Here is a 25,633-nt window from a genome sequence, read left to right as displayed (position 1 = left end):
TCGATTCATCAACTGCTTGATTAGGCGGGTTCGGGAGCTGCTTCTAGATTATCTTCTGATAGCTCTTTACCGATGCTCTCTAACAAGGAGGTATATTGGTCGATATCTGCTTCCTTTATGCGTTTCAAAACAAACCGCGCGAGTTTTTGAATTTCGTCGTAGTCAATGGGAGACATGCTGCGATCAAAGATTTCTTCCAAATGAGAGAACTCGTTTGCCACGCGTCCTGTCAATGCAGCAGCACCAGTATCAGGGGCAAAGAACTTTTGGATACGTTGATCTGCTGTTAATCTTGTCGATGGGTACTTGAAGTACAAGTACGCTTCGAGAAATTTTCTCAAGTTGTTGCCGAAGTTGTAGAAACTCTCAAAGTTATCATCTGTTTGCAGCATGGTTGCACAGTTGTGGACTTGATGAAACAGATAGTTGAACTCAGTAATGTACTTAGAAAGATACTGCGGCATCTTCTTCAAGGCACTTTCGTCTTTGATTCGCTCAACCATGAAGTAACGAGAGTCGGTAATTGGATTCTTTTTTCCCTCGATCCTTGTCATAGGGACACTTAAGCGCTTAAGAAACTTCAAAAACTCAAGATTATGAGTTGAGATAAACAGCTGGTCGTATCGGTATTTTTTTTGGGGTTGCCCATCTTCTTTAATTGGCCGAGCAAGTTCAGCTTCTATCAAACTAAAAACAAAGAAAACGTGATTATTATCAAGGCTAGAGATTGGATCATCAATCCATACTATCAAGTTCTTTTCCTGTGATTGAACATCTCTCAGCCGAGCCATAAAGTAACAAAATGCAATCAAGCTGCACTCGCCTTCACTAAGGTTATGAGCTAGTTTCTTCGCTCGATGTACTTTGAACTGTGTGCCTTTGGTCCCTTTAATTGCAACCAACTCCAGTCCATTGTGACCAAAGAAGTTCCTCAGGTAATTACTTACAATCTTGGCGCCGTGAGTTTCATCAATACGTTCAGCAAGTAGCTCTTCTAACTGAGTTTCAATTTCTTTCACATTCTCCGTTAGCAGATCACATCGCACCTTGACCTCATCATATCGAGTTTGCGCATCGATCACTGCTTGGTTTCGGATGAAGTAGTCCGCGCTACTGATAAACTGAGCAATCAGATTGTTTTTTATCTGAGCTTGAGCTTCTTTCTTCTTTCCATCTAGTTGCTCACTATGCTTGTTATGCTCGACTTCGACCGCTTGCAGTGAGGTAATTGAATCAAGTAGATTTGACTGAAATATTGGGAGTATCTGCCGAGGAGAAAAAACATCGTCCAGTTTCTTGTGAAGTTCGTTCTTCGCATTTTTGATATAAGCGTTGATTTTCTCAGTTTCAGTGTTCACTTGCTCAAAGAAAACGGAGAGAGTTTCACGATAACTCTCATACGTCTCATCAAGGTTGTAGGTGATCACATCCTCAAACTTCAAAGAAATGTGCTCTACCTCATTAATTAGATCATTGACTGTTTTCTTTAGTCTTTTGGATTCTTGATTGAAATGTGCATCAAACTTCTCCCAAATGTCCTCTGGAAGATCTGAACCACAAAAACCGCATGTGCTTCTCTTACCCTTATGCAGTTCTATTCCGTTCTCTGCCCAACGTTGTAGGGCTTTATTGTGAACCAGTTCCGCAAGTGTAAAATCTGGCGCAAGCTCTTCTACCAGAGCTGAGTTTACTCGTGAAACAAACGAAAGGAGGGCAGATAGGTCAAACTCACTGGTCGAAATATCTTTCCTGCGGGGTTCATTGATCGAACTTTCCAGCTGGTGTTTGATTTCGTCATTCAGGATATGTGATTTCGTGTCCTTTTCGCAGTCTTTGATGTCTTTATCTAGTTTTGAAATGTTGTAGTTGTACTCACCGAGAAGCGGATTAGGCTTGACGGTGCTGCTAGCAAACTTCTTTCGTAACTCTTCAAAGTCTTTCTTTTTAGATTTTAGTTCCTGCGAAGCCTTTGTCGTTTCATCATCTGCATGCTTAAGCTCTCCAAGTAACCCAGTCTCATCGTCTTTAGACCCCAATCTGTCTTTTAGATCTTTTGCCATTCTAGCAAGCTGGTTGTTAACCGTACCAAGCACAGCAAACGGTTTAATCTCTCCATCAGCAGATGTTAGAAAGCCCAGATTTTCAGAAACGAAATCTTTGTTGTAAACGCGGATGCAATCGTTTTCTTCAATGGAGTGTGCAGATTGATCAAATTGAATATTTGCAGTGTCAGTAATTGAGAACTTTGCAGCATTGTAATTTTCAGGCCACCGTCCGAGTTCCATTGCTCGAAACATGCGAGATAATGTCGTTTTGCCTGAATAATTTCGTCCATAAATTATATTTAGCTTCTTGAACTCATCGGGTTCTGTGCCTTTTGCAATTACAGAATTGTCCCAGACAAAGTCATTGAAGACACCGAAACTCTCAATCTTGTTGATTTTTTTGTACATCAGCGCAGCTCTTTAGAGACTCAAATAGAAATTACACACTGATTTTAATCACTTTTTACGGGTTTGTATTGCTGAGTTTATTGCGCCTATTAGATGGCAAGCTCTGCCTGATTGGCCATAAAAAAGCCCCGCCGAAGTGACGGGGCTTTCTGAGTTAATCATCGAATGGGTTGGGCTTTGCTCGATAGCCCACAAAGTGAGTACCTATTAGCTTGCCAGTTCTTGGATCTTTGCGAAAACGACGAAGAATTACTCTACGCGTAGGCGTAGAAGAGCGACTGAAATCAGTCATCGTATTAATACCTCTAGTTTTGAGGCACCAAAGCTGTTGCTCCAAGTCGTCCTGTCAGCTAGAATAGCTGTTGTAGATGGGACTTTTAGGACCAACACCTTTGGTACTATTAAAGTTCACAAAAGCGGTTTCCTCTGCAAAGGAAGCCGCTTTTATTTTTTTGACGCTTCATTTCATTACTGAGACAGTTACGCCGAAAGATAATCAATCACATTGCCTTGGTTTCAACAAGGGATGCGTCGCTTGCGGTTAGAGAAAAAATGCAATATCCACCGAAAAGAATAGGAATTTGAGAGTAAAATCTTTCTATTTACTGCTTATCCTTCGTGATGAAGAATATATATGAATAGTTGGCCAAACATTGACCAATCATTTATTTCTTGAAAGTTCTCTTATAGTCGATATTGATTGGTAGTCGATTGCTATATGATCTATCTACTAGCTTGTATGCCTCTCATATGACTCTTATAAACTTATCTATAGCTATTTTATATTTCTAGAGTTAGTTCACTTTCGAGGTTTGGCTAAGAGTTTAGTTTCTACTTCGAGTCTTGATTAAGAGTATAGCTTCGAATTTGAGCTTCGACTAAGAGTTTGGCTTCTACTTCGAGCCTCTAGTAGGAGTATAGCTTCGATTTTGAGCTTCGACTAAGAGTTTGGCTTCTACTTCGAGCCTCGACTACGTGTATAACCTCGAGTTTGAGCTTCGACGAAGAATTTAGTTTCAAGTTCGCGCTAGAACTTGACTACCTTCTAAATGAACAACTCACCTCCCTTGACAACCTTCCCATCCTCCGTCAACCTGTCCATGCTCATCCGAAAGCGGTGAGCCGGGTTTCGCAGCCTGAATGAAACACACAAGGCGTCGACGCGCCAGAAAACCGCTTTTGAGCGCGTTTTTTGTTGCGCATATGGTCAGGCGTTATGGGAGGCTTTATGCCTGCCGGTTTCCTTGTGTGCCGGTCTGCGAACCCGTGGCGTCTGGCCGCCATTTTCGCAGGTGTCGACCAGACTAAATCCATACACAAGGGAATTAGTCATGACAGAATTTTCCCGGAATACCTCACTTCAAGCCCTTTCCTCCAGCCATTCGGCACTGCAGAGCCTTGCAGCACGCATCGAGGGGCTGTTTCAGGCTCTGGGGCATGTCTCTAATGAAATCTCCAGTCCAAGCCCGCTGTGGAACGCAGCCGTTGCCTTGCAGGATGAACTCTCCGAGCGTCACAGCGATCTCATCAGGGAGCTGGACGCCATGGAAAGCAACATCAGCAAGCTGAACCGGGGAGGGCAGGCATGAGCGCGCTCACCATCTTCGACTTTGAAGATCACAGCCTGCGTACATTGTCGGTAGACGGCCTGTTCTGGTTCATCGCCAAAGATGTCTGCACCGTGCTGGAGATCAAGAACAGCCGCGATGCCGTCACCAAACTTGACAGCGATGACGTTCGTGTCGTTTCAACCGACACGAACGCGGGCAGGCGGCAAACAACTGCGGTGAATGAGAGCGGCCTCTACTCGCTCATTTTTGAATCCCGCAAGCCAGCGGCCAAAAAGTTCAAAAAATGGGTGACGGCAGAAGTGCTGCCCGCGTTGCGCCAGTCCGGCTCCTACTCCATGGGCCCCACACCGCAAAAGCAGCAAGGGCCAGACGCAAAGCAGGTGCTGCTCGTCAACGAGATGAACGCCCGCGCCAATCTGCTCAAAGAAGCGCGCTACATCTATGGCCGCGAGGCCGCCATGCAGCTGTGGGACAGGCTCGGCCTGCCGGATATCGCAGGCGAGGGCGTCAACCAGGTGGCCGGCACCGCCGCCGATGATCCCGATGGCTGCCTGACCCACCTGATCAACTTCACCTGCGGCAAAAACCTCTCCGTCCGCATTGCCCTGGCCTTCGCCCTGGCAGATGACGTCGGCGCCCGCCGCATGGAACAACTGGGCCTCAAACTGCGCCCCCATGCCTACCCCGACGGCGTCGCCATCGCCTACGATCACGACTACCTGTGGGAGGTCTTCCGCCTCACCCAATGGCACGGCAACTGGAAACTAGCCTTGCAAAAACTCCCCGCCGCCTGCCAATCCCAAAACGCCATCATGATCGACGGCAAGCAAAGAAGAGCAGTGATACTGCCCCTCTCATTGGTGGAGAGTTATGTGGGGTAGGGAGAGGCCTCACCACCTATTGGGGTGGTGGTCCCGACTTAAGGCGATAAAAAGAGGCTTCTTCTGCACTTGTTTTTGCTGCCTTTGCCCTTAAGACCGACGATACAGCCGAAATGGGAGCCTGACGCTTGCTCGAATAATTCCTGTTCCATTTTACAGAAGATAACGGGTCAATACCCGAGAGGTAAGCTCTAACAGGGCGAGAGAGAAAAAATCGGCTTTTGGGAGAAAGCCGATTTTTAACGCGTACTACAAAATTATCTTTGAATGATCAGCAGGAACCGTCAGTCAAAATCAAAGTACGGGCTTCTGTATCAGCCTTGTTTTCATCGTCCAGCAACTTGATGGCATCTTGAGCAACGTCAAAATCGCTTTTGCCCGTCGTTTCATTTTTGTCAGGTGTGAAGCCATTCTTTTGCAATATCTTCATTAGATCAGGAAACTTGATTTCGCAGTTGTTAGCGCGCAGTTCAGTGACGAGAAGCTCTTTCATTTCATCAACACTCACCTGATCTTTAGCAACCGCCGCAGAACCTGTTGCCAAAAGCAGCCCAAACGAAATAGAAAGTAATTTCATAAACTTGTCCCTAATTAGTCTTATATGTCGTCGTCGCTTCTATCAGTAGCGGATAGTTTCTCTATGCGATAATCTGCACTCCCCACAGACAAATTCGTAGCGCTATGCATCATTGACGCTGCACGCTGCTGGATAGTCGCAGCCCGGATCAAGAGTAAGCGCTGACCATCCACCTTTGTTGGACTATTTGCGTTTACGCACTTGCAATAATCCTCTTATGTAATCCGTGCTAATTCGCGTTACCATTCCTTCCAGACCTCTTGCATATCGTCACTGCCATCGTAGAGGCGCTGCATCTAGCGTATGTAAACGCCGCCACAGCAGCCTCTTTGCCCTTCGCAATCATCCTCCTTAAAAAAGTACTTGCCAAATGCGATGCGCATAATGTACGAAGTCGCTGCTTCACAGCCACAAATCTGGAGAGTTTTTGTTTAAACAAGAGAATCGGTAACCTTGCTGACTGCCTTTTCGCAATCTGACATTTAGGTCGTATTGCAAGAGGGTTGGATCTATCGCTTGTATCAGAGTGATACCCGGCCTGGCAGAAAGCTGAAATTCATGCACCCGGTCCAATTCAATTGGAAAGGGAGACGACTACGCATGTATTTGGGTAACCAACTCCAATGGACATCTCCAGACCAGAGCAGAAAATTCTGCATATGTTGGCGCAAGGCGGTTACATCCGCGTCGAAAAAGACGACGGCCGCCATATTTCCAAAATCGAATTATTCACCCGTGAAGGGTGGAGATTTTCCGGCCTGAGCGACGAAGTATTTCGCAAGCTCAAACGTCGAAAATTGATCGCGTCCAAGCAAAGCGCACCTTACCGTGTCACCAAAAGAGGTCTTATACTTGTAAGATCTCAGGTTGATAACCGTTAGGTAGCCGTGCGCGGGCTTGATCAAGATGTCGTCGTCGGTGAATTACGCGATTTGTCCGGAAATTCCGAAGCTTATCCAACATCTTAATACTGTGCAGATCAGACAAGTCACTGCTGGCGATCTGTTCTGCAAAGGCCCGCAACTCGTACGCGATCGCTAAATTTGATGGATCTGGTGAAGCGCAACCACGAAACCAACATGGAAAATTAGCATGATCAATACTGAAAACGATAAAGTAGAAATACAAGACCTTCACTTGCAAGCTTTTGGCGAAGAGGAAGGCCCTGTCATAGAAAAAATGACGGAAGAGTTTTTGTTGTTGCCTGAAACTATCTCGATCAATGTTTATCGAGGACTGCGGATAGCCGGAAACATACTCTTTTCGCCGTTCCAACTTGATGATCACCCAGAGAAGAAGTGTTTTCTTCTGGCTCCGCTCGGTGTTTTGCCTGAGCATCAGGGAACAGGGATCGGCAAAGAGCTGATCGAGAAAGGCGTGTATCATCTGAAACTCATTGGCGCAGATGCAATCTTTGTTCTTGGGCACCCGAGCTACTATGCATCAAGGGGCTTCGTTCAAGCGAAAGTCCTTTCACCGCACCATGAGCTCATGAAGCACCCCGAAGCATGGAGAATGCTGGAAGTTAAACCAGGATCTATGGAAGGTATCGCAGGCACTTCTGTTGCCGCGGAACCAATAATGGATCCTATGTTCTGGGATACCTCTGGCAGACCGGGATAACACCCGCAAATTGGATAGAAGGGTGAGTGCTCCCTTCTATTCATCTAACTCCAAGTGTCAAACCTAGCTTTCGGCGGTGCTGAACTCTAAGGTTTTATCTGCTGAGTTATCCATGGTCACCAGCAACTTATTCAACCAATCCCAATCCTCATATCTGTCTGCACTGCTTTGAATGTGAGCGTAACGCTTCAGTGAGGTCCAGCTCCTGTGGCCAGAAACAGCTGCGACGTGAGGGATGGTTAGGCCGCTTTCAAACAAGATCGAAATGCCCTCGTGCCTCAGATCGTGAAAGTGCAGATCCTCAATGCCAAGCACCTTGCAGGCTCTCGTGAAGGTCGTTGAGATGGTTCTCGGGTTGTAAGGGAAAATCTTCTCGTCAACTTCATCTTGATTTTCAAGGAAAGAGATTGCTCGGTCTGGCAGGTCAACCAGAACATCGTTTCCGATCTTCTCACCAGGGTGCTTCATGTCTCTCACCCAGATGCGTTTGTGATCTTTGTCGAAGTCAGCCCACGTTAGTCTGCAAATCTCATCAAGACGGCGCGTAGAAAAAAGAGCAAACGGGATAATCTGCTGCATAGGAGTGCTGCCGGGATATTTTGTTTGGCTCAGGCAAAAATGCTTTAGCAGCTTGTCCAGCTCCTCCAGTGATGGTCGGCGCTCCCGCTGTTTGGACTTTGATGTGATGCCCAGGCGTTTGCATACGATATGCGCGTCTTCCATGACTTGCTTGTCGAGAGGATAGCCCCATGCAGCGCGTGCAATGGAAAACACCGCTGAAAGATGGGAGAGATAATTGCCGACTGTTTGCGGCTGGACGTTTTGAGAAAGCTGTTTTGCAAACTCAACGATGTGCTCGGACCGGATCTCAGTGCAGTCCAGGTCTGCGATCGCATGTTGCTCTCGGATTGTCTCTAAAACCTGTGCCTTGGTGCGGCCAATGTTTTTGTTGTGATCTTCGATATATCGCTTTATTACCTCCCCTAAAGTCTTCGAGGGTTTTTGGGCTTGTTCTAGCCCACCTGGAAGCGATAATTCGGTCTCTCGTTTGTTGAGCCATGCTTGGGCTGCCCTCTTGCGGGAGAAGACCTTGCTTTCTCGATGGACAATTTTGCCTTTTCGCTTGATGAGTATCTGCGCGCAATGTGAGATACTGCCATCTTTGCGTGGTTTTGAGACTATAGTGCCCATCGGTACGAACCGCCCTTTTCGAGTACGAATTATTCGTACCAGAAGGGACGCGATAGTCAATAACGGACAGAAACGGTACGAATTCGATAGAGTTCTAGGAATGCTAAATGATTGAAAAAACAAAAAAACTCTATGATATCAATCAGTCCGTCTTCGCAGTCGCGCCGATGCTTGACTGGACGGACAGGCATTGTCGTGCATTTCATCGTGTCCTTTCAAAGAACTCGCTGCTCTATACTGAGATGGTCACCACTGGCGCCTTGATCCATGGCGACAGGGACCGTCATCTTCGGTTTTCTAAAGATGAGCAACCAGTTGCCTGCCAGTTGGGGGGCTCTGATCCCAAAACGCTGGCCGAGTGTGCCAAGATGGTAGAAGACTGGGGCTATGATGAGGTCAACCTCAACGTGGGCTGCCCGTCTGACCGGGTACAGTCCGGCAAGTTTGGCGCCTGCCTCATGCTGGAACCTGAATTGGTCGCAGAGGGCATTGCTGCCATGAAGGATGTTGTGTCTATTCCTGTCACCACCAAATGCCGCATTGGGGTGGATGATCAGGAACCGGAGGAAGCGCTGAATGCGCTGGCAAATAAAGTCATCGCAGCTGGCACGGACGCACTGTGGGTGCATGCCCGCAAGGCCTGGCTGAAAGGCCTGAGCCCGAAGGAAAACCGCGATGTGCCACCGCTGGATTACGACCTTGTCTACCGCCTGAAGCAACGCCTGCCGGACGTGTTTATCGGCGTCAACGGCGGTGTAGCCACATTGGACGAGACCTCGGCGCATTTGGAAAAGCTGGACGGTGTTATGATGGGCCGCGCAGCCTATCAAAACCCTATGCTGCTGGCTGAAGTGGACCGCGTGGTCTACGGAAAAGACAGTGCCGCAATCTCTCCTGTTGAGGCGATGGACCTTTACCGCAGTTACATTGAGGATGAACTGACCGCTGGCACAAAGCTGGCGTCAATCACCCGCCATATTTTAGGAACATACCAAGGCGTTCCCGGTGCCCGTCATTTCCGCCGTATCATGACGGTGGATGCAAACAAGACAGGCGCTGGCATTGAGGTGCTGGAAGATGCACTGGCCGCCGTATCACACCATCAAAGTGTAATGCGTGAAGCACGCGAGCAAAAAGAGGCCGCATTGATTTAAAGCGCACTCCCGAAAAGTGGTTACCGGTTGTCGGACAAGAGTGCGCGTATAAAAATTCGTTTGGAATTGAGGAGGGGGCAGCATGGACATGATTACAGCGTCTATGCTGGGTTTCGGAGCGGCATTGGTTGCCTCCGGCGCACTAGCAGGTTTTCTGGCAGGATTGTTTGGTATCGGAGGCGGCGCAATCCTTGTGCCGGTTCTCGTGACCATTTTAACGGAAGTGGGGGTTGATCCTGACGTCGTGGTCCACATCTCGGTGGCATCCTCTCTGGGAGTGATCGTACCAACGTCTTTACGGTCGTTCTTCGCACATAAAAAGAAGGGCGCCGTGGATCTGTCCTTGCTGAAAAGCTGGATCATTCCGGTACCTATTGGCGTGCTGCTAGCATCTTATGTTGCCGCGCTCGTTTCAGGGGATACGCTCAAGGGCATCTTTGCAGTGATCGCGTTCGTGGTCGCAATGCGTATGCTGTTCAATCGTGAAAGCTGGAAGCTGGGCAACGATATTCCGGGCAATCCGGTGCGTGCGCTCATTGGCGTGCTGATCGGCTTCTTCTCAACGCTCATGGGCATTGGTGGAGGCGTTATGAACAACACCTTCATGACCTTGTTTGGCCGTCCAATCCATCAGGCGGTTGCAACATCCTCCGGTGTTGGAGTGTTGATTTCAATTCCGGCTGTCTTCGGCATGGTCGCCGCAGGGTGGGGGGCTCCCAATCTTCCACCGTTCTCTGTTGGCTACATCAACCTGCTGGCCGTGGCGCTGATCATTCCGATCACAATCTATGTGGCCCCACTGGGCGCGCACTTCGCGCACAATTTGCCAAAGCGCAAGCTAGAGGTCGCGTTCGGTGTCTTCCTGCTCATCGCTTGCGCCCGGTTTACCTTCAGCCTGCTGTAAGCCAGCCCCTCTTAGAAACAAGAAAAGCCGCTGACAGTGATGTCAGCGGCTTTCTTTTATCTGATATCAGATGATTGTTTAGCGGGCCTTCAGGATCAGCTGATTGCCTTCTACGCGCCAACTGGCAAACGTGTTCAGGGCGCTCATGCCCAACAAGCTGGTGGAGAGCATCTCCTCCTGCGCCACAAAGGCAGGCACATCGTTTAGGTCCCAGTCTCCAATCTGCATGTCCTGCAAGCGCACACGGGCCACAAAACCCATGCCGTTGGCAGTCGAAACCGGTGTCGTGAAGGACAGGTTCTGCGTATCGATGCCAACCCGGCGGGCATCGCCATAAGACAGGGTGATATGGGAGGCGCCTGTATCTACCAGCATATCGACAGAGGTGCCATCCACCTGCGCATCAATGAAAAACTGATGGTTGATGCCGCGAGAGATCACTAACTCGCCGCTGGCTGTCTGCGAAATGGTGCCGGGGAACAGCTCGGACATCACACGGTCACGAACGGTCATCAGCTCATAACGGTACGAGTAGCCGATAATCAGCAGCAGAGCCAAACCACCCCAGAAGATGACTGCGCCAAAAACTTCGCGGAATTTTGGACGGCGGATGAGCACGCCCATGCCAATCACAATTCCCATGGCGAGTAGGGCAACGAGGCGCGGCCCGTCCTCCTGAAATTTGTCGCCCAAAAACTCAGGTGTTCCAAGGTAACCAGTCGCAACGCCAATCACCATTGCGCCAATAAGGATGACAAGGCCTATCGTCCAGCGCATTGCACATCCTCCTGTGTTACTGTGAGAAATCTGGCTTTCCGGGCAGGGAGCTTTGCCAGCACATCATGTTGAGCTTGTGCGGAGAGGGAACCCCATCCGGAAATCTCACTCAAAAGGCGCCAACAGCTCACGCACATCCTCCGGTCTTCATCCAGCTTACACAGTTTTAAACAAGGGCTGGCGGGTGGTTCTAAAGTGACTGACAAAATAAAGTCCTACAATATCGTTGGGGCTCCAACGCGCGTCTTAAGGGCGCGTTGAAACTGATCCGGGTGTGCTCACCACAATCTTGGCTGTGTGGCCAAGGAACTCGGTAAAGCTGCGTCCGGCATTGCCAAGGCGCCCGCCAATACCCTGTTTGCTTCTGTTCTGCTTACCCTGCTCAAGCGCTTTGACAAGTTGAGGGCCAAACTGAGCAAGCTGCGCATATTTGTCATGGTTGATCGAATCTTGTGACTCAACCTCTGTCAGATCAATAACAACAATGCCAAGTTTGGTCAGCCTTTCATCGTCTTCCACATCACCAACACGTGCTTTACCACCCGCAAGCCTGCGAGAGAAGCGCAGTGCCCGGTCATCACGCGAGACCAGAACGAAAACAGGGTTTGCTCTGTACCCAAGAGAGGTAATCATTGTTTCGAAAACATCAATATCGATGTCAGGAGATGCCATGACAACGGTGACTTTTTTATTCTTCAAAAGCCCTTTACCCTGAAGCTCCATTTGCCTCAAGGTCTCCAGAAGCAGCAGGTTTCCAAGAGAATGAGCCACAATGGTGATACGCTGCGCATTGGAATTGGTCAGATCAATGAGGACTTTCTCCAGTCCATCTCGCGCAATGGCAACACTGTTAGTATCATAAATATAGTCTGTGAGATAACCCGCTGAGGCCCAGGTGAACAAAATGGGCAAGCGGTTTGCTTTTGCATCAGCTGCCATTTGCGCCAGTCTGAAAACACCTTCAGAAAAGCGGGTGTTGTACCCATGAATAAACAACACAGCCTCACGCTCTTTCCCGGAGCGCGTTGCAAGTTCGCGGTTTATCTCTTTCTGAAAGGCGGCATTGCCATCAATGTAAGAGGCTTGGCGCACCACAAAATCAGTGTTCGGGTCGCCCGGAGAGGAAGACGGCCATGCAATCCGGCCCGGTTTATGGGTTGGCGGAATGGAGATGGTCGCCGATCCAAAGTCCACGCCTTCAGAGCGTTCTGAAGAGTAAAGTTGGTGAGGAACGTCAGAGCGTGCGCGTGTGGTGGCGATGAGCATGCTGACTTCTCTGGTTCCCGGCGCTTCCTCTAAAGAAACACGCAAGGCATCTGGTCCGGGCCGGGAGGCACAACCAGCAAGGACGGCAGCGGCCAGTGCAACAGTGGCAGCGCGTTTTAATGCAGACAGTGCGCAAGCAAAAGAAAGCTTCATGATTTCTCCGAGCCCGTAAGGTTCAATCAGTGAGACAAACGTGTTCTAGGCAATCAATGCGCGTAGAATAAAGCTAAAATGCTAGCAAAAGATTGCACAATGATGGTTTCTTAAAAGCGCTGCCCCGGTTTTCAGGCAAGCACACGCAGCAGGCTCTAAAGAGCAAGGACGCCCAGCAGGAAGCCCAGTGAACCAACTTGTTGCGCAGCCCCCAAAACATCACCAGTGATGCCCTTGATTTTTGCCAGAGACAGTTTTGCTAAGGCGCCGACCACCACAAAGCTGAATGCTGCCCCAAACGCCACTTGCCAGAAGCTGAGGTAGAACAAGCTTATGATCAGCAGTGGCAAGGCAAAGCCCGCAGCCCAGGAGACAGCACTGTTCTGGGGGATGCCAAAGCGAGTGGACAGCCCGCCATGATAAGCAGGTGGCATGGTGTTCCAGATCCAGATCATACCAACCCGGCCAGTCGTTTCCGCGGCCAGATAACCAAGCGCCGCGCCCATGCCGCCAAACCTCTCCAGCAACATGGAAAGCAGCAGCCAGCGCAGGCTCAGGGAAAGCACAAGTGCCACTGTGCCAAAAGCCCCAATGCGGCTGTCTTTCATGATCTCAAGCCGGCGCTCAGCCGTATGACCACCAAAGAACCCGTCAACTACATCAGAAAGGCCATCTTCATGCAGGCAGCCCTGCACAGCCGCCGCCACAGCAATCGCAAGCAGCGCAATAATGGCAGGCGACAGAGCACTCTGGGAGAGCACGAGTAACACCAGCATGCTTGGCAGTGAAATGACAATACCCGCCAGCGGAATGCTGCGCGCGCGCATACGAAAATCCGGTGCTGTGTTCAAATCATCCCAGCTCCCAAGTTTCGGCAGGGGAATGCGGGAGAAGAAGCGCACCAGTTCCGCCACCTCGGCCAAAATGGAGGAAGGTGTGGGAAGAGAATCTTCTGAATGTTTGTCGTCGGACATGATGGGTTCTCACAGAAATGAAACAGGCATGAAATACCGCTGGATTCAGTTAGAACAACAATTTGTAGTTTGCAAAGCCGTGGAAACCACAAATAGTTGATAAGTCTCATTTGTATTCTGCCTCCAGTGGCTTATAGATCTGCGCAAACAACAAAGCGCAAAATTCTGTTTTGCGGGTCAACTAATGTGCATCTCCGAAAAGTGGAAACTGGTTTTCGGATAAAAGGTGCGCGGAAACAAAAGCTAAAGCAGTTCAACTGATCCAACCTGAATGAGAACTGCTTTAAGTTCGGAGAAGCGTATGTCTCTTGCAACGTCTGCACTGCCATTCGATGATATCAGAAACCTGGTGGGCGCAATGCCTGGTCCAAGCCTTGAAGCAATTGAGGCAGTGAAGAAACGCGATGCGCAGTTGACGAAGCCTCAAGGCTCTTTGGGCCGTCTGGAAGAGTTGGTGGAATGGCTGGCAGCCTGGCAGGGCATGCCAATGCCAAAAGTCACCCGCCCACTGGTTGCTGTGTTTGCCGCAAACCATGGCGTTGCTGACAAAGGCGTTTCTGCTTTCCCGAAAGAAGTGACCGCACAGATGGTCTCCAACTTTGCAGCGGGCGGCGCAGCCGTAAACCAGCTTTGCATTGCGTATGACCTTGGCCTCAAAGTGTTTGAACTGGCGCTCGAAATGCCAACCCCGGACATCTCTGAGGAAGACGCTTTTGAAGAATCCGAGTGCGCAGCAACCATGGCCTTCGGCATGGAAGCGATCTCCGGCGGGACGGATCTGCTCTGCCTTGGCGAAATGGGCATCGCAAACACCACTGTAGCCGCTGCCATCTTCTACGCGCTGTTCGGCGGCACTGCAGAAGAGTGGGTTGGCCCAGGCACTGGCGTTCAGGGCGATGCGCTGAAAAACAAAATTGCTGTTGTTGAGCAAGCTGTGCAGCGGATCGGCGGACCGGGCAAAGTTGAGCCTCTGGAAGTTCTGCGCCGGATCGGTGGTCGCGAAATCGCAGCAATGGCCGGTGTTATTCTTGCAGCGCGCATGCAGCAGGTTCCTGTCGTTGTTGATGGCTTCGTCACCTCCGCTGCAGCTGCCATCCTTTACAAGATGGACAAGACTGCGTTGGAGCACTGTGTGTTCTCTCATGCCTCCGCTGAACCTGCACACCGCCGCGCCCTGACCGAGATGGGCGGCAAACCTCTTCTGGATCTGGGCATGCGCCTGGGTGAAGGTTCCGGTGCAGCCATCGCAGCAGGCATCATCAAAGCAGCAGCAGCAACGCATGCAGGCATGGCGACCTTCGCTGATGCAGGCGTTGCAGCTCAGGACTAAGTTGAGAATAGCCCCTCCGCCGAGGAGGGGAATAAATTGAAAAAAGGCCGCCTCACTCAGACGAGTTGAGGCGGCCTTTTTCAATTTCAGCAAATAACGCAGGAAAACCGCTTTCCTTTCAAACCAACGCACATAGCAACGCAAACGTGGGTTTGATGAGCTGCGCTAATCTACAAAGCGCCACGTATCAGCACCATCAAAGTGGCGCACACGGATGTCTTTCACATCCTCAGCAGGCACCAACCGTGTGTTCACCGCCATTTTATCCCCGTCAGGATCAACCGGCGCCCAGTGCGTGGTGTTCCCGCACGTTTTGCAGGTATGGAACTCAAGGCCCTTGTCGCCCCACAAATACGTAAAGGTCGCGTCCGGCTCTTTCTCAATACTCACGTTCTTGGGCGAACCATGCGCCCAGATGGTGCCGTAGCGACGACAGGCAGAGCAATTGCACTCCGTCAGCCACTCCGGTTTTTCACGAAATTCAAACTTAACTGCACCGCAATGGCATGAGCCGCGTAACATGTGTTTCTCCCGGTAAATGAATAGAAGCGTCGATCCTTAAACCCAAGGCAATGCAGGGTGCAGGATCACGATGAAAAGAGAATGGGTTTAATCCAGAAACTGCCCCGTATCAGCACCGTCAAAATGGCGGATAGGGATGTCTTTCACATCCTCAATCGGCACTAGACGTGTGTTGACTGCCATACGATCATAATCCTCGTCCAGGTCGGACCAGTGAGTGGTGTTTCCGCAGGTTTTACAGGTATGGAACGCGATCATCTTATCACCCCAAATATAGGTGAATGTCGCATCGGGAGCTTTTTCAATGCTCACATTCCTGGGTGATCCGTGCGCCCAAACAGTGCCGTAACGACGGCAGGCAGAGCAATTGCACTCTGTCAGCCATTCTGGATTTTCACGAAATTCAAATTTAACTGCACCGCAATGGCATGAACCACGAAGCATACATCCCCCCAATATACGCACCTAGAACAAATTAGGAACGTATACCCTTAGCCTGCACGAAGCAAGGGCTCTCTATCCTTGCGTGTACTCGGGTCTGGTGTGGGGATCGGGTCGATATGGCTCAGCACGCGCTTGGCTGGCAGCGAGATTGTTGCCTGCGTTCCTTCACGCAGTTTGGAGGCAAGTTTGAACTCACCCTCATGCATATGCGCCAATGCTTGCACAATGGAAAGGCCAAGGCCGGTGCCTTGCTCCGCATCCTGGATAGCCTGTGTGCCCTGACCAAAAGCCTGCAGCACCACAGGGATCTCTTCCTCAGGAATACCAGTACCTGTATCGCTTACACTGATGTATTGACCGCCTGAATTGTCGATGCCCACATGAATTGAGATTTCCCCCTCAGGAGGCGTAAACTTTACGGCGTTGGTCAAAAGGTTCAGCACCATCTGGCGCAGGGCTTTTTCATCGGCCCAGACTTTGCTCAAACCACTCTCGTAGATCTCATGAATCTCGATGTTCTTCGCCGCCGCCCGCATGTGCATCATGTGCTTGCAGGCTGCTGCCACGTCACGCAGACAGACTGGTTCCTCCTGCAACTCATAACGGCCTGCCTCAATGCGAGACAGGTCTAAAATCTCATTGATCAGATTGAGCAGATGCTCACCAGACTGATTGATATCCTTGGAGTAATCCAGATAGGTTTTATTATGCATCTGGCCAAGAACTTCGTCCTTCATCACCTCAGAGAACCCGAGAATCGCATTCAGAGGTGTGCGTAATTCGTGACTCATTGTCGCAAGAAAACGTGTTTTAGCCAGGTTTGCTTCCTCAGCACGGCGTCGTGCTTCCTGAGAAATTGCATTCACCTGTTCCATCTCGGAGATCAGGTGGTCCTTCTCTGCGCGGTATTCCAGCAAGGTCAAAGCGGAGTTATGCAACTGTTTGCTGAGGATATAAAAGAACAGCTGCGCCCCTATCGCCATCATCCCCATCGCGTAATGAGGCATGCTGTCATACTGCCAGAAACTGAAGATCAGTGCGCCCGTAATCGGGGCCGTGGCAGCCAGCAAAGCGCCGGGGAGAGGGGACGACAACATGGTCGCCATGGCAATGACGATCAGCATGGTCGCAAACTGAAAAACGCCAAACCCGTAATCCGTGTTGAACTGCAGGTTTCCGATAAAAAAGATAGCCCAAACAATGCCATAGAGCATATCACCAGCAAAAAGCTCTCTGCGGATTGAGCGCAGATCACCTTCCTGAGCTAAGCTTTTTTCCATTCGTTTTGTAGAAAGAAGAATAAGGGAGTGAGCGATCAGCATGGCGGCTAGCCAGCCTCCGGCCACTTCCACAGGAAGCCATACACTTGAGATGGTCGCAGCCACAATGGCGATCATCGGCATGGCGTAGGCCACGGACAATCTGTTCTTCACGAACATCAAAATAAGATCAGCTTCAAAACTGGGTCTCACGCCCTCAACGGTGCCAAGACGTTCGCGAGCATCCGTTACGGTACGTGCAACCTCGCGCCGGCGATTTGCTCGGGCACGATTAATAGTTGTTTTGTCCTTACTATTCTGCGACGATCCGTTGTTCATGTATTCTCGGCCTCTGTGTGCCAATAGATTGACGGGATACTTGCTCTTTTGACCAGAATGAACATGATCTCTTAAGATTGCTCTGATTCATAAGGTTAATGTTGAGTTTACAGGGTCTAAAAAATGCTAGGTTTTTGCCCCATTTTGGGACAGATTCTCTTTTAGATTGTAGGGGCAACAGCTCGTGGTTGTTGGGAGGCACCGTTGAAACTTTATAGCCATAGGCAAGCACCTAACCCTTTTCGCGTCACTCTGTTCCTTGCTGAGAAGGGCGTTAAGGTTAACACTGCCTACGTAGATTTCATGCATGGCGAATTGAAGGCAGATGAGTTTAAAGCGATCAATCCGTTTCAGCGATTGCCCGTGCTCGTGCTGGAGGATGGAACAGCGATATCTGAAAGCTGTGCCATCTGTCGCTACATAGAAGAAATGAACCCACTCAAGCCTTTGCTGGGCCAGACGGCCAAGGAAAGAGCGCTGATTGAGATGTGGAACCGGCGTGCTGATCTGAGGCTGTTAAATCAGATTTCCCAGGTATTCCGCCACACCAATCCGGCCATGGCTCCGCTGGAGCAGCCGCAGATCAAGGAATGGGGAGAGGCGAACAGGCCTAAAGTTCTGGAGACACTGGCCATTTTTGATAGGCAACTGGCAGACAATCAGTTTGTTGCCGGTGACCGGTATTCAATCGCTGACATCACATTGTTCGCAGCAATCAACTTTGCTCGCGTAATTAAGCTGCAAGTCCCTGAGGAACTTGGTAATCTGCGCAGATGGTATGCAAAAATGACAGAGCGTCCGGGCGTGCAGGCAGCCCTTCAGGTGATGAAAGAGACCTCCAGCGCTTAAGAGGGCGCATTGCCGCGTGCAGGGTTTGTGTAGAGCAACCCATCCGCCAGCCATTGCCCCACGAGCCAAGGCCAGTTGTTGTGCTGTCCTCAACAGCACGTATCGCCATATGCGGTCAGGCACCGGGAACGCGCGTCCACGCCTCAGGCAAACCGTTTACCGACCCGTCAGGAGATCGCCTGCGCGACTGGATGGGCATAGGGGAAGAGGTCTTCTACGACCCCGCCAAACTTGCAATTATCCCCATGGGCCTGTGTTTTCCGGGATTGGACTCAAAAGGGGGCGACAAGCCGCCGAGGCCGGAATGCAAGAAGACCTGGCATCAAGAAATATTCAGCAATATGCCACAGATTGAAACACTGCTGGCAATAGGTGGCTACGCACAGGCCTACCACATGCCCGAGCTGACCAAAAAACGCCTCTGGGAAACAATTGCTGATTTTCGATCAATCTGGGACAGGACAGTCGAGCGCCATGCCCAAGGCCTCGGCCCTCGCGTTCTCCCGCTCCCTCATCCTTCCTGGCGCAACAATGCCCACATAAAAAAGCATCCCTGGTTCGAAAATGAGCTGCTTCCGCTCCTGAAAGAAGAAGTAAGCCGTCTTTTGAGCTGATTTGAGAGATTCTTTTTTTATGTGCCTATAAATATGAGAACGGTTTTCTTTGGTCCCCGCTAAAATCCATCTTGATGAAAATAAATTTCATGAATTTAATTATGCGTAGAACGAAAACCTATATTCCTGCATAAATCTTGCTGTTTGAAGCTGGAATAACATTTCACATGACCTTATGCTTCCTGCAATGATTTTGCGCCAAACAATAATTCCGGTGGGAGATAGGGGTATAATATGATCGATAGGATCGACCGTCGCATTCTGTCCATTCTACAAGAAGACAGCACCATTCCCGTAGCTGAGATCGGTCGCCGCGTCGGCTTATCAACCACCCCATGCTGGCGCCGTATCCAGAAGATGGAAGAAGACGGCGTCATCACCCGCCGCGTCGCAGTGCTTGACCCAAAGAAGGTCAACGCCAAAGTCACCGCTTTCGTCGCCATCACCACCAACGAACACACCGACGACTGGCTCCGCAAATTTGCAGATGTCATCCGAGAGTTCCCGGAAGTGGTGGAATTCTACCGCATGGCCGGACAGGTAGACTACCTGCTGCGCGTTGCCGTGCCAGACATTGATGCCTACGACGATTTCTATAAGCGGCTGATTGCAAAGGTAAATATCGCGGACGTGTCCACGTCTTTCGCGATGGAGCAGATCAAGTACACAACTGAACTGCCACTCTCCTACATCATCGCCGAAAAACCAAAAGCGAACATGTCATAGGACTTGTTAGGCAAAGCTGAGAATTAAAAAGCCCCGGTCATCTGATCGGGGCTTTGTGTTTTCTTACTTCTTGTCGGCGTTGTTCAGCCGGGCAATCAGGCTGGAGGTATCCCAGCGATTGCCACCCATGCCTTGAACCTCTGAGTAGAACTGATCCACCAGCGCAGTCACCGGCAGGCGTGCGCCAACCTCGTCAGCTGCCTCAAGGCAGATCTTCAGATCCTTGCGCATCCAGTCCACTGCAAAGCCATGCTCGAACTCACCGTCACGCATGGTCTCCCAACGGTTCTCCATCTGCCAGGACTGTGCCGCCCCGCCGCGCACTGCTGAAATAGCTTTCTCAACATCAAGGCCGGACTTCTGCGCAAAATGAATTGCCTCAGACAGACCCTGCACCAGACCAGCAATGCAAATCTGATTGACCATCTTGGTTTGCTGGCCAGCGCCAACAGGACCCATCAAACCGGCAAACTTTGCAAAGCAATCGATGAACGGTTTTGCGCGATTAAAGACGTCTTCCTCACCGCCAATCATAACGGTCAGCACACCATTCTCAGCACCTGCCTGCCCACCTGAGACGGGCGCGTCAAGGAAGGAAAATCCTCCCGCACGCGCTGCCTCATCCAGCTCGCGAGCCACCTGAGCAGAAGCTGTGGTGTGGTCCACGAAGATAGCGCCAGTCTTCATGCCGTGAAATGCGCCGTTCTCGCCGGTCGTAACAGAGCGCAGGTCGTTGTCGTTGCCAACACAAGCAAAAACAACGTCACAGCCCTCAACGGCCTCCTGAGGGGTCAGAGCGAAGGAGCCATCGTATTCTTTGGCCCATGCCTCTGCTTTGGCTGTTGTCCGGTTGTAAACGGTAACGTCATGCCCACCACGTGAGGCCAGAAAACCCGCCATTGGGTATCCCATAACACCCAAACCAATAAACGCGACCTTTGCCATCGGACTATCCTTATAATCTTGAATCAGAGCGCAGCAACACTACCAGCTTCACCAGCAGATACCACGTAAATTCACGAGAGCGCGTTCCGTTTTATTGTATTCAACTAAACGACAAGAATTCGCTCCACCAAAGATGCGGGAGCGCGATGCGTGAGCGTTACTGAACGCAACGCGCCCTAGGTGTACCAATGAAAAAAGCGCAGGCTTTTGGACCCGCGCTTTCAAGTATTCATCTCTGCCTATTGGCTTATCTTTTTAGGTGACGCGTCAAACGAGCCTCAATGCGATCCCATGCCCGGCGCAATGTCTCCACCATCACCAGATAAGCAATCGCAGCCCAAACATACGCCTGGAAGTCATAGGTCCGTGAGAACGCACGACGCGTTTCACCCATCAGATCGTAGATGGTGATGATCGCTACAATCGCGGAGCCTTTGATCATCAAAATGATCTCGTTACCATAAGGGCGCAGAGAGACGATCAGAGCCTGCGGTAGAATAATTTTCCAGAAAGTCACCCACTTCGGAAGACCAAGCGCAGACGCAGCTTCCCACTGTCCTCTGGCAATGTTCTCAATGGAACCGCGCAGGATTTCCACCTGATAGGCAGCGGTGTTCAGCGTGAACGCCAGAACAGCACAGTTCCACGCATCACGGAAGAACCACCATAGATCAACGGATTCCAGTGGCTCACGGAACGTACCCGCGCCATAATAAATCAGGAACACCTGCGCCAGCAACGGAGTACCGCGGAAGAAATAGACGTAGCCATACGCAATGCCGCCCAGAACACGGTTCTTGCTCATCCGCATGAAGGTCATCGGAATGGAAAGCAGAACGCCCAGCAGCATGGAAACGCCAACAAGCTTCAGTGTGATGATGAAGCCTGAAACAAATTTCTCACCATACTTGGTCAGGAACTTCGCATTGTGGGTGAGTGAAACAGGCAGCAGACCTTCGCCGTCAAACACCAATGCAACGCTGTTTGAATTCAGCAGGAACCATACAATGCCCAGTCCGCTGACGATCCAAAGTGTCAACCATGTGGTGCCAACAATACGCGTTGGCGTCCACGGACGAGATGTCGGAGACGGAGGAGGGGCTTTTGCCTGAATGGCCTGAGATTGAACGTAGCTTCCCGGAGTGCCGATAGATGCATCACTCATCTGGAGATCTCCCCGCGTTTAGCCCATGCATCCAGGCGGGAAATGCCACCGGAAGAGATCACAGCCAGAACGAGATAAATCACGCAAGCAACCGAAAAGAACAGGAACGGTTCTTTGGTGGTCCGCGCTGCCATATTGGAATAGCGAATAATGTCCGCCAGACCGATAATGGAGACCAGAGAGGTCTCTTTCAGCAAGATGAGCCACAGATTGCTCAGCGCAGGCAAGGACAGGCGGACGAGCTGCGGCAGGATAACCAGACGCATGGTCTGCACGTATCCCAGACCGAGCGCATTCGCACCTTCATACTGGCCTTTGTTGATTGCGCGGAAGGCAGAAAGGAAAGCTTCGGAAGCGTAGGAAGAAAACACAAGCGACAGGGCAATCATCCCTGCCAGAAATGCGTTCACCTCAAAATAGAATTCCCCGAACAGCGCAAGCACTTGTTGAATGAGGATCTGACCACCGTAATAGACAAGGAAAAGGGTTAGAAGCTCGGGAAGTCCCCGAAAAATTGTCGTGTAAATGTTGGCTGCAGCGCGGAGAGAAGGCTCTTCGGACTTCTTCGCAAGCGCCAGCAGAAACCCCAAAAGCAAGCCAATGGGAAGGCTTGCCAACGCAAGGGAGACGGTCATAACAACGCCAAGTGCTATCTCATCGCCCCAGCCCATGTCCCCAAAGGACAAGAGTGTGAAAATTTCATTCATTACGGGGATTGCCCCTATTCTTTTTAGAACGGCGGGAAACTGGTCCCGCCGTCAGAGTGTATTGCAGCTTGACGCCATCACTCTCCGTAGGCGTCAAAGTCGAAATATTTGTCGTTGATCTCTTTGTACTTTCCATTCTCACGTAAAGCAATAACCGCTTTGGAGAATAGGTCTGCCAAGTCTTGGTCGTTCTTACGAACGCCTACACCAACGCCTTCACCATGTATCTCTGGAATAGGTGACATGGTACCGAGCAGTTTACAGCAATTGCCTTCCTCTGACTTCAACCAGTCAGAAAGAACAACTACGTCATCAACTGCAGCGTCAAGTCTACCACTTTCCAAATCGAGTTTATATTCATCAGCAGTAGGGTACAGAGACACTTCTGATTTAGTCAAAATGTCTTCAGCAAACACTGCGTGTGTCGCGCCAACCTGCGCGCCGACAAGAGCACCAGACATTCCTTCAATGGATGCCTCAGTGATCTTGCTATCGTTTGGTACTGCCACTCCCGGAGGGGTCTGGTAGTACTTTTCAGAGAACTGAATGCGCTGCTTCCGTTCTGGTGTGATGGACATAGATGCCATGATCGTGTCGTACTTGCCTGCAACGAGGCCAGGGATCAATCCGTCCCAGTCAACCGGCATCCATTCACATTCAACCTTCAGTTCAGCGCAAAGCGCGTTGCCCAGTTCAATCTCAAAGCCAACCAGCTTGCCATCGGCAGTGGTGTAGGCAAATGGAGGGTACGAGGCTTCAGTACCAATTCGGACTTTGGTCCATTCCTTTGCCTGAACCTGAGTTGAAGCAAGAAGTGCGAGTGTTGCAACAGTGGCAAAGCGCATGAAGCCCATTTGTATTCCCCTTTGTAAATTCTTGGCAGGGGTCATCAAGATGGCTCCCTGCACAGCCGGGGCGCATATTTAAATGGAAGAAATAAGATTTCAACCTATTTGAGTAGGGGGGTCAGCAGAAAATAGCCAATTCATTCCATCTTGAGAGGAGTAAGTTTCCATTCTGATCAGTTTTGGGTATGGTTGTTCCACAAAACGGTGATGCATCACAGAAACTTTCCCCAGCTTCGAATCTTTCTTGGCTCGTTTCAGCTGTTATTCGCCAAACGCATCCTGAGAGAAATACTTGTCATTGATCGTCTTATAGGTGCCGTTTTCACGAATTGCGAGAATAGCCTGAGAGAAGCGATCTGCCAGCTCTTCCTGACCTTTACGAACACCAACACCGATGCCCTGACCGTGTAACTCAGGCTGGATTGGCAAGGAGCCGATGATTTTGCAGCAAGAACCTGCTTCAGAATCCACCCAGCTCTGCAAAACACCCAGATCATCAATCACGGCATCCAGACGACCGTTTTCAATATCCAGCTTGTACTCTTCAGAGGTCGGGTACAGCGACACATCAGCGTCGGAGTAAATCTCTTCCGCCACAACAGAGTGCGTGGTGCCGCCCTGTGCCCCAATCAGCAGGCCTTCCAGAGCATCTGGAGTGATATCGGAAACGGGAGAATCCTTAGGCACTGCAATGGTTGATGGCGTGTTGTAATAGCTGCGAGAGAACGAAATGCGCTCTAGCCGCTCTTCCGTGATGGACATGCTGGCGATGATCGCATCGTATTTGCCAGCAACCAGACCTGGGATCATGCCATCCCACTCCTGCGTGCCCCATTCACACTCAACCTTCATCTCAGCGCAAAGTGCATTGCCAATCTCAACATCAAAGCCAGTCAGAACACCATCTGATCCTGTGAAGTTGAATGGAGGGTAAGCACCTTCTGTCGCAATGCGCAGTTTGGTGATCTCATCTGCCTGAAGGGCTGAAACAGCAGTGAAGCTCATAAGTGTGGCAAGCGCCATACGGGCAAAAGACATCCGTGTATCCTTGTTCTTTTTGGCAGAGTGGCCATTTTGGTTGTGCTCTGCATTTGTTGCCAAGGACACTATAAAAAATGCGCAGGACTTCAACTGAAATAACGGAGATATCGGAAGAAAAATGCGCCATGTGCCGTTATTGTGAAGTGATATCCGTTAAATTGACGGATTGTGTGGAAGAGATATTTCTCCCGCTTTCTGAGCTAAGTGAGAAAACTATGTCCCTTCACACTCAGAAGAGCGGGTTTAAGCTTTCCCGGAATCAATTACAATTTGCCATTTTGAGAGACTAAATGAGCCATTCTGCCAAACTGGTGACTTTGACTGGTCAAATTGGCAAAATAAAACCCTCGGGTGCTAAAACACCCGAGGGTCTCAAAAACCGTCAGCTGATAAGTCAGCTAAGTGTCAGGTTACTCTTATTCGCCGTAAACGTCGAACTTGAAGTACTTGTCGTTGATTTCTTTGTATTTGCCGTTAGCACGCAGAGCAGCGATACCCTTGGTGAACAGAGCAGCAAGGTCTTCGTCGCCTTTACGAACGCCGATGCCTGCGCCTTTACCGTGGATCTCTTCAACGGACTGCATAGTGCCAAGGATCTTACAGCAAGAACCCTTGTCAGAGCTGATCCACTGTTCCAGAGCCATCACGTCGTCAACCACAGCGTCAACACGGCCATTTTCCAGATCCAGCTTGTACTCTTCAGAAGTTGGGTAAAGAGCAACGTCGGAGCCGTTCAGGACCTCTTCAGCGAACTGAGAGTGCGTGGTGCTACCCTGTGCGCCAAGACGAACGCCTTTGAGGCCTTCTGGAGAGGCTTCGCTCAGCTCGGAATCTTTGCGTACTGCGATGCCTGGAGGAGTGTTGTAGTACTTCTCAGAGAAGGAAATCTTTTCCATACGCTCTGGAGTGATGGACATGGAAGCAAGGATGGTGTCGTACTTGCCAGCAACCAGACCAGGGATGATACCGTCCCAGTCCTGAGTAACCCATGTACACTCAAGCTTAAGCTCGTCACAAAGAGCATTCCCAATCTCAATGTCGAAGCCAGTCAGTGTTCCGTCAGCGGTGGTATAGTTGAATGGAGGATAGGCGCCCTCGGTGCCCATGCGAACCTTTGTCCATTCTTTTGCTTCCGCGCCAGAAACTGCTGCCAGCGCAATTGCTGCTACTGCTGCCAAACGCATAATACGCATATTATGTCCCCGAATTAATTATCTTGGCAGGGTTTCTTTAGGTAGGCCCCTGCATAACCGGAGCTTATGTTTCACTAAAAGTATCCGTAGATCAACCTATATACTGGGCATATTAGGCTAATTAATA

The 25,633-nt window shown here is 50.3% G+C and carries 27 protein-coding genes; 10 read left to right on the top strand and 17 right to left on the bottom strand.

The window, feature by feature from the left end; all coding sequences use genetic code 11:
- Positions 1-20: 20 nt before the first annotated feature.
- Positions 21-2,453 (bottom strand): AAA family ATPase, encoded by a 2,433-nt coding sequence (locus tag DHN43_RS02230; RefSeq protein ID WP_108817583.1) that lies wholly within the window; start codon positions 2,451-2,453, stop codon positions 21-23.
- A 1,207-nt stretch (positions 2,454-3,660) separates the two neighbouring features.
- Positions 3,661-3,786, bottom strand: coding sequence for a hypothetical protein (locus DHN43_RS27520; protein ID WP_256387153.1), 126 nt, complete (start codon positions 3,784-3,786; stop codon positions 3,661-3,663).
- Between DHN43_RS27520 and DHN43_RS02225 the strand changes: the two genes are divergently transcribed.
- Positions 3,785-4,042 (top strand): hypothetical protein, encoded by a 258-nt coding sequence (locus DHN43_RS02225; protein ID WP_108817582.1) that lies wholly within the window; start codon positions 3,785-3,787, stop codon positions 4,040-4,042. The two genes, DHN43_RS27520 and DHN43_RS02225, sit on opposite strands and share 2 nt — an antisense overlap.
- On the top strand, positions 4,039-4,905 hold the full coding sequence (locus DHN43_RS02220) for a BRO-N domain-containing protein (RefSeq protein ID WP_108817581.1): 867 nt from the start codon (positions 4,039-4,041) through the stop codon (positions 4,903-4,905). Before DHN43_RS02225 ends, DHN43_RS02220 begins: the two co-directional genes overlap by 4 nt.
- 271 nt (positions 4,906-5,176) lie before the next feature.
- Here DHN43_RS02220 and DHN43_RS02215 read toward each other — a convergent pair whose 3' ends face one another.
- Positions 5,177-5,482, bottom strand: coding sequence for a hypothetical protein (locus DHN43_RS02215; protein WP_108817580.1), 306 nt, complete (start codon positions 5,480-5,482; stop codon positions 5,177-5,179).
- A 623-nt stretch (positions 5,483-6,105) separates the two neighbouring features.
- Between DHN43_RS02215 and DHN43_RS02210 the strand changes: the two genes are divergently transcribed.
- Both DHN43_RS02210 and DHN43_RS02205 read left to right on the top strand, forming a co-directional pair.
- Positions 6,106-6,363, top strand: coding sequence for a YjhX family toxin (locus DHN43_RS02210; protein WP_063295959.1), 258 nt, complete (start codon positions 6,106-6,108; stop codon positions 6,361-6,363).
- 211 nt (positions 6,364-6,574) lie between these two features.
- On the top strand, positions 6,575-7,105 hold the full coding sequence (locus DHN43_RS02205; protein WP_108817579.1) for a GNAT family N-acetyltransferase: 531 nt from the start codon (positions 6,575-6,577) through the stop codon (positions 7,103-7,105).
- Between the two features lie 63 nt (positions 7,106-7,168).
- On the opposite strand, the gene DHN43_RS02200 is transcribed toward DHN43_RS02205, so the two are convergent.
- Complete coding sequence (locus DHN43_RS02200) at positions 7,169-8,296, bottom strand: integrase (RefSeq protein WP_108817578.1); 1,128 nt, start codon at positions 8,294-8,296, stop codon at positions 7,169-7,171.
- 107 nt (positions 8,297-8,403) lie between these two features.
- On the opposite strand from DHN43_RS02200, the gene dusA reads away from it, so the two are divergent.
- Complete coding sequence (gene dusA, locus DHN43_RS02195; protein WP_108817577.1) at positions 8,404-9,450, top strand: tRNA dihydrouridine(20/20a) synthase DusA; 1,047 nt, start codon at positions 8,404-8,406, stop codon at positions 9,448-9,450.
- A gap of 82 nt (positions 9,451-9,532) precedes the next feature.
- Positions 9,533-10,354: a sulfite exporter TauE/SafE family protein gene (locus DHN43_RS02190; protein ID WP_063288305.1), complete on the top strand. Its 822-nt coding sequence runs from the start codon at positions 9,533-9,535 to the stop codon at positions 10,352-10,354.
- A gap of 78 nt (positions 10,355-10,432) precedes the next feature.
- Here DHN43_RS02190 and DHN43_RS02185 read toward each other — a convergent pair whose 3' ends face one another.
- From DHN43_RS02185 to DHN43_RS02170, 4 genes are all read right to left on the bottom strand, one after another.
- Positions 10,433-11,131 (bottom strand): retropepsin-like aspartic protease family protein, encoded by a 699-nt coding sequence (locus DHN43_RS02185; protein WP_108817576.1) that lies wholly within the window; start codon positions 11,129-11,131, stop codon positions 10,433-10,435.
- Complete coding sequence (locus DHN43_RS02180; RefSeq protein WP_199914759.1) at positions 11,116-11,337, bottom strand: DUF1289 domain-containing protein; 222 nt, start codon at positions 11,335-11,337, stop codon at positions 11,116-11,118. Before DHN43_RS02180 ends, DHN43_RS02185 begins: the two co-directional genes overlap by 16 nt.
- Positions 11,338-11,377: 40 nt before the next feature.
- Positions 11,378-12,550 (bottom strand): alpha/beta hydrolase, encoded by a 1,173-nt coding sequence (locus tag DHN43_RS02175; RefSeq protein WP_108817574.1) that lies wholly within the window; start codon positions 12,548-12,550, stop codon positions 11,378-11,380.
- A gap of 155 nt (positions 12,551-12,705) precedes the next feature.
- Positions 12,706-13,524 (bottom strand): adenosylcobinamide-GDP ribazoletransferase, encoded by an 819-nt coding sequence (locus DHN43_RS02170; RefSeq protein WP_108817573.1) that lies wholly within the window; start codon positions 13,522-13,524, stop codon positions 12,706-12,708.
- Positions 13,525-13,825: 301 nt separating this feature from the next.
- Here DHN43_RS02170 and cobT point away from each other — a divergent pair, with 301 nt between their 5' ends.
- Positions 13,826-14,854: a nicotinate-nucleotide--dimethylbenzimidazole phosphoribosyltransferase gene (cobT, locus tag DHN43_RS02165; RefSeq protein WP_063293179.1), complete on the top strand. Its 1,029-nt coding sequence runs from the start codon at positions 13,826-13,828 to the stop codon at positions 14,852-14,854.
- 165 nt (positions 14,855-15,019) lie between these two features.
- On the opposite strand, the gene DHN43_RS27250 is transcribed toward cobT, so the two are convergent.
- The 3 genes from DHN43_RS27250 to DHN43_RS02150 form a co-directional block, all read right to left on the bottom strand.
- Positions 15,020-15,376, bottom strand: coding sequence for a GFA family protein (locus DHN43_RS27250; RefSeq protein WP_208860398.1), 357 nt, complete (start codon positions 15,374-15,376; stop codon positions 15,020-15,022).
- Between the two features lie 87 nt (positions 15,377-15,463).
- Positions 15,464-15,820: a GFA family protein gene (locus DHN43_RS27245; protein ID WP_208981844.1), complete on the bottom strand. Its 357-nt coding sequence runs from the start codon at positions 15,818-15,820 to the stop codon at positions 15,464-15,466.
- Positions 15,821-15,867: 47 nt separating this feature from the next.
- Positions 15,868-17,418, bottom strand: a complete 1,551-nt coding sequence (locus tag DHN43_RS02150; RefSeq protein ID WP_275078087.1) for a sensor histidine kinase — start codon at positions 17,416-17,418, stop codon at positions 15,868-15,870.
- Between the two features lie 204 nt (positions 17,419-17,622).
- On the opposite strand from DHN43_RS02150, the gene DHN43_RS02145 reads away from it, so the two are divergent.
- The 3 genes from DHN43_RS02145 (at position 17,623) to DHN43_RS02135 (ending at position 19,607) form a co-directional block, all read left to right on the top strand.
- Positions 17,623-18,267: a glutathione S-transferase gene (locus DHN43_RS02145; protein ID WP_082597167.1), complete on the top strand. Its 645-nt coding sequence runs from the start codon at positions 17,623-17,625 to the stop codon at positions 18,265-18,267.
- Between the two features lie 80 nt (positions 18,268-18,347).
- The gene (locus DHN43_RS02140) at positions 18,348-18,881 is read left to right on the top strand and encodes a uracil-DNA glycosylase family protein (RefSeq protein WP_082831097.1); all 534 of its coding nucleotides are present in this window, start codon (positions 18,348-18,350) and stop codon (positions 18,879-18,881) included.
- A 234-nt stretch (positions 18,882-19,115) separates the two neighbouring features.
- Complete coding sequence (locus tag DHN43_RS02135; protein WP_057465982.1) at positions 19,116-19,607, top strand: Lrp/AsnC family transcriptional regulator; 492 nt, start codon at positions 19,116-19,118, stop codon at positions 19,605-19,607.
- 63 nt (positions 19,608-19,670) lie between these two features.
- Here DHN43_RS02135 and DHN43_RS02130 read toward each other — a convergent pair whose 3' ends face one another.
- From DHN43_RS02130 to DHN43_RS02105, 6 genes are all read right to left on the bottom strand, one after another.
- Positions 19,671-20,552: an NAD(P)-dependent oxidoreductase gene (locus DHN43_RS02130; RefSeq protein WP_108817572.1), complete on the bottom strand. Its 882-nt coding sequence runs from the start codon at positions 20,550-20,552 to the stop codon at positions 19,671-19,673.
- A 247-nt stretch (positions 20,553-20,799) separates the two neighbouring features.
- Positions 20,800-21,717 (bottom strand): ABC transporter permease, encoded by a 918-nt coding sequence (locus DHN43_RS02125; RefSeq protein WP_199914758.1) that lies wholly within the window; start codon positions 21,715-21,717, stop codon positions 20,800-20,802.
- Positions 21,714-22,424 carry an ABC transporter permease gene (locus DHN43_RS02120; RefSeq protein WP_057465985.1) on the bottom strand — a complete coding sequence of 237 codons (711 nt, stop codon included), beginning with the start codon at positions 22,422-22,424 and terminating at the stop codon, positions 21,714-21,716. The genes DHN43_RS02125 and DHN43_RS02120 overlap by 4 nt, the downstream gene beginning before the upstream one ends.
- Positions 22,425-22,501: 77 nt before the next feature.
- Positions 22,502-23,278: a transporter substrate-binding domain-containing protein gene (locus DHN43_RS02115; protein WP_057465986.1), complete on the bottom strand. Its 777-nt coding sequence runs from the start codon at positions 23,276-23,278 to the stop codon at positions 22,502-22,504.
- A gap of 255 nt (positions 23,279-23,533) precedes the next feature.
- Positions 23,534-24,310 carry a transporter substrate-binding domain-containing protein gene (locus DHN43_RS02110; RefSeq protein ID WP_108817978.1) on the bottom strand — a complete coding sequence of 259 codons (777 nt, stop codon included), beginning with the start codon at positions 24,308-24,310 and terminating at the stop codon, positions 23,534-23,536.
- Positions 24,311-24,729: 419 nt separating this feature from the next.
- Positions 24,730-25,506: a transporter substrate-binding domain-containing protein gene (locus DHN43_RS02105; RefSeq protein WP_108817571.1), complete on the bottom strand. Its 777-nt coding sequence runs from the start codon at positions 25,504-25,506 to the stop codon at positions 24,730-24,732.
- Positions 25,507-25,633 lie beyond the last annotated feature (127 nt).

The sequence above is a fragment of the Pseudovibrio sp. Alg231-02 genome, assembly GCF_900143565.1.
Classification (GTDB): domain Bacteria; phylum Pseudomonadota; class Alphaproteobacteria; order Rhizobiales; family Stappiaceae; genus Pseudovibrio.
Note: the sequence above shows the minus strand (reverse complement) of the source record. Positions and strands in the feature narration are given on the sequence as shown.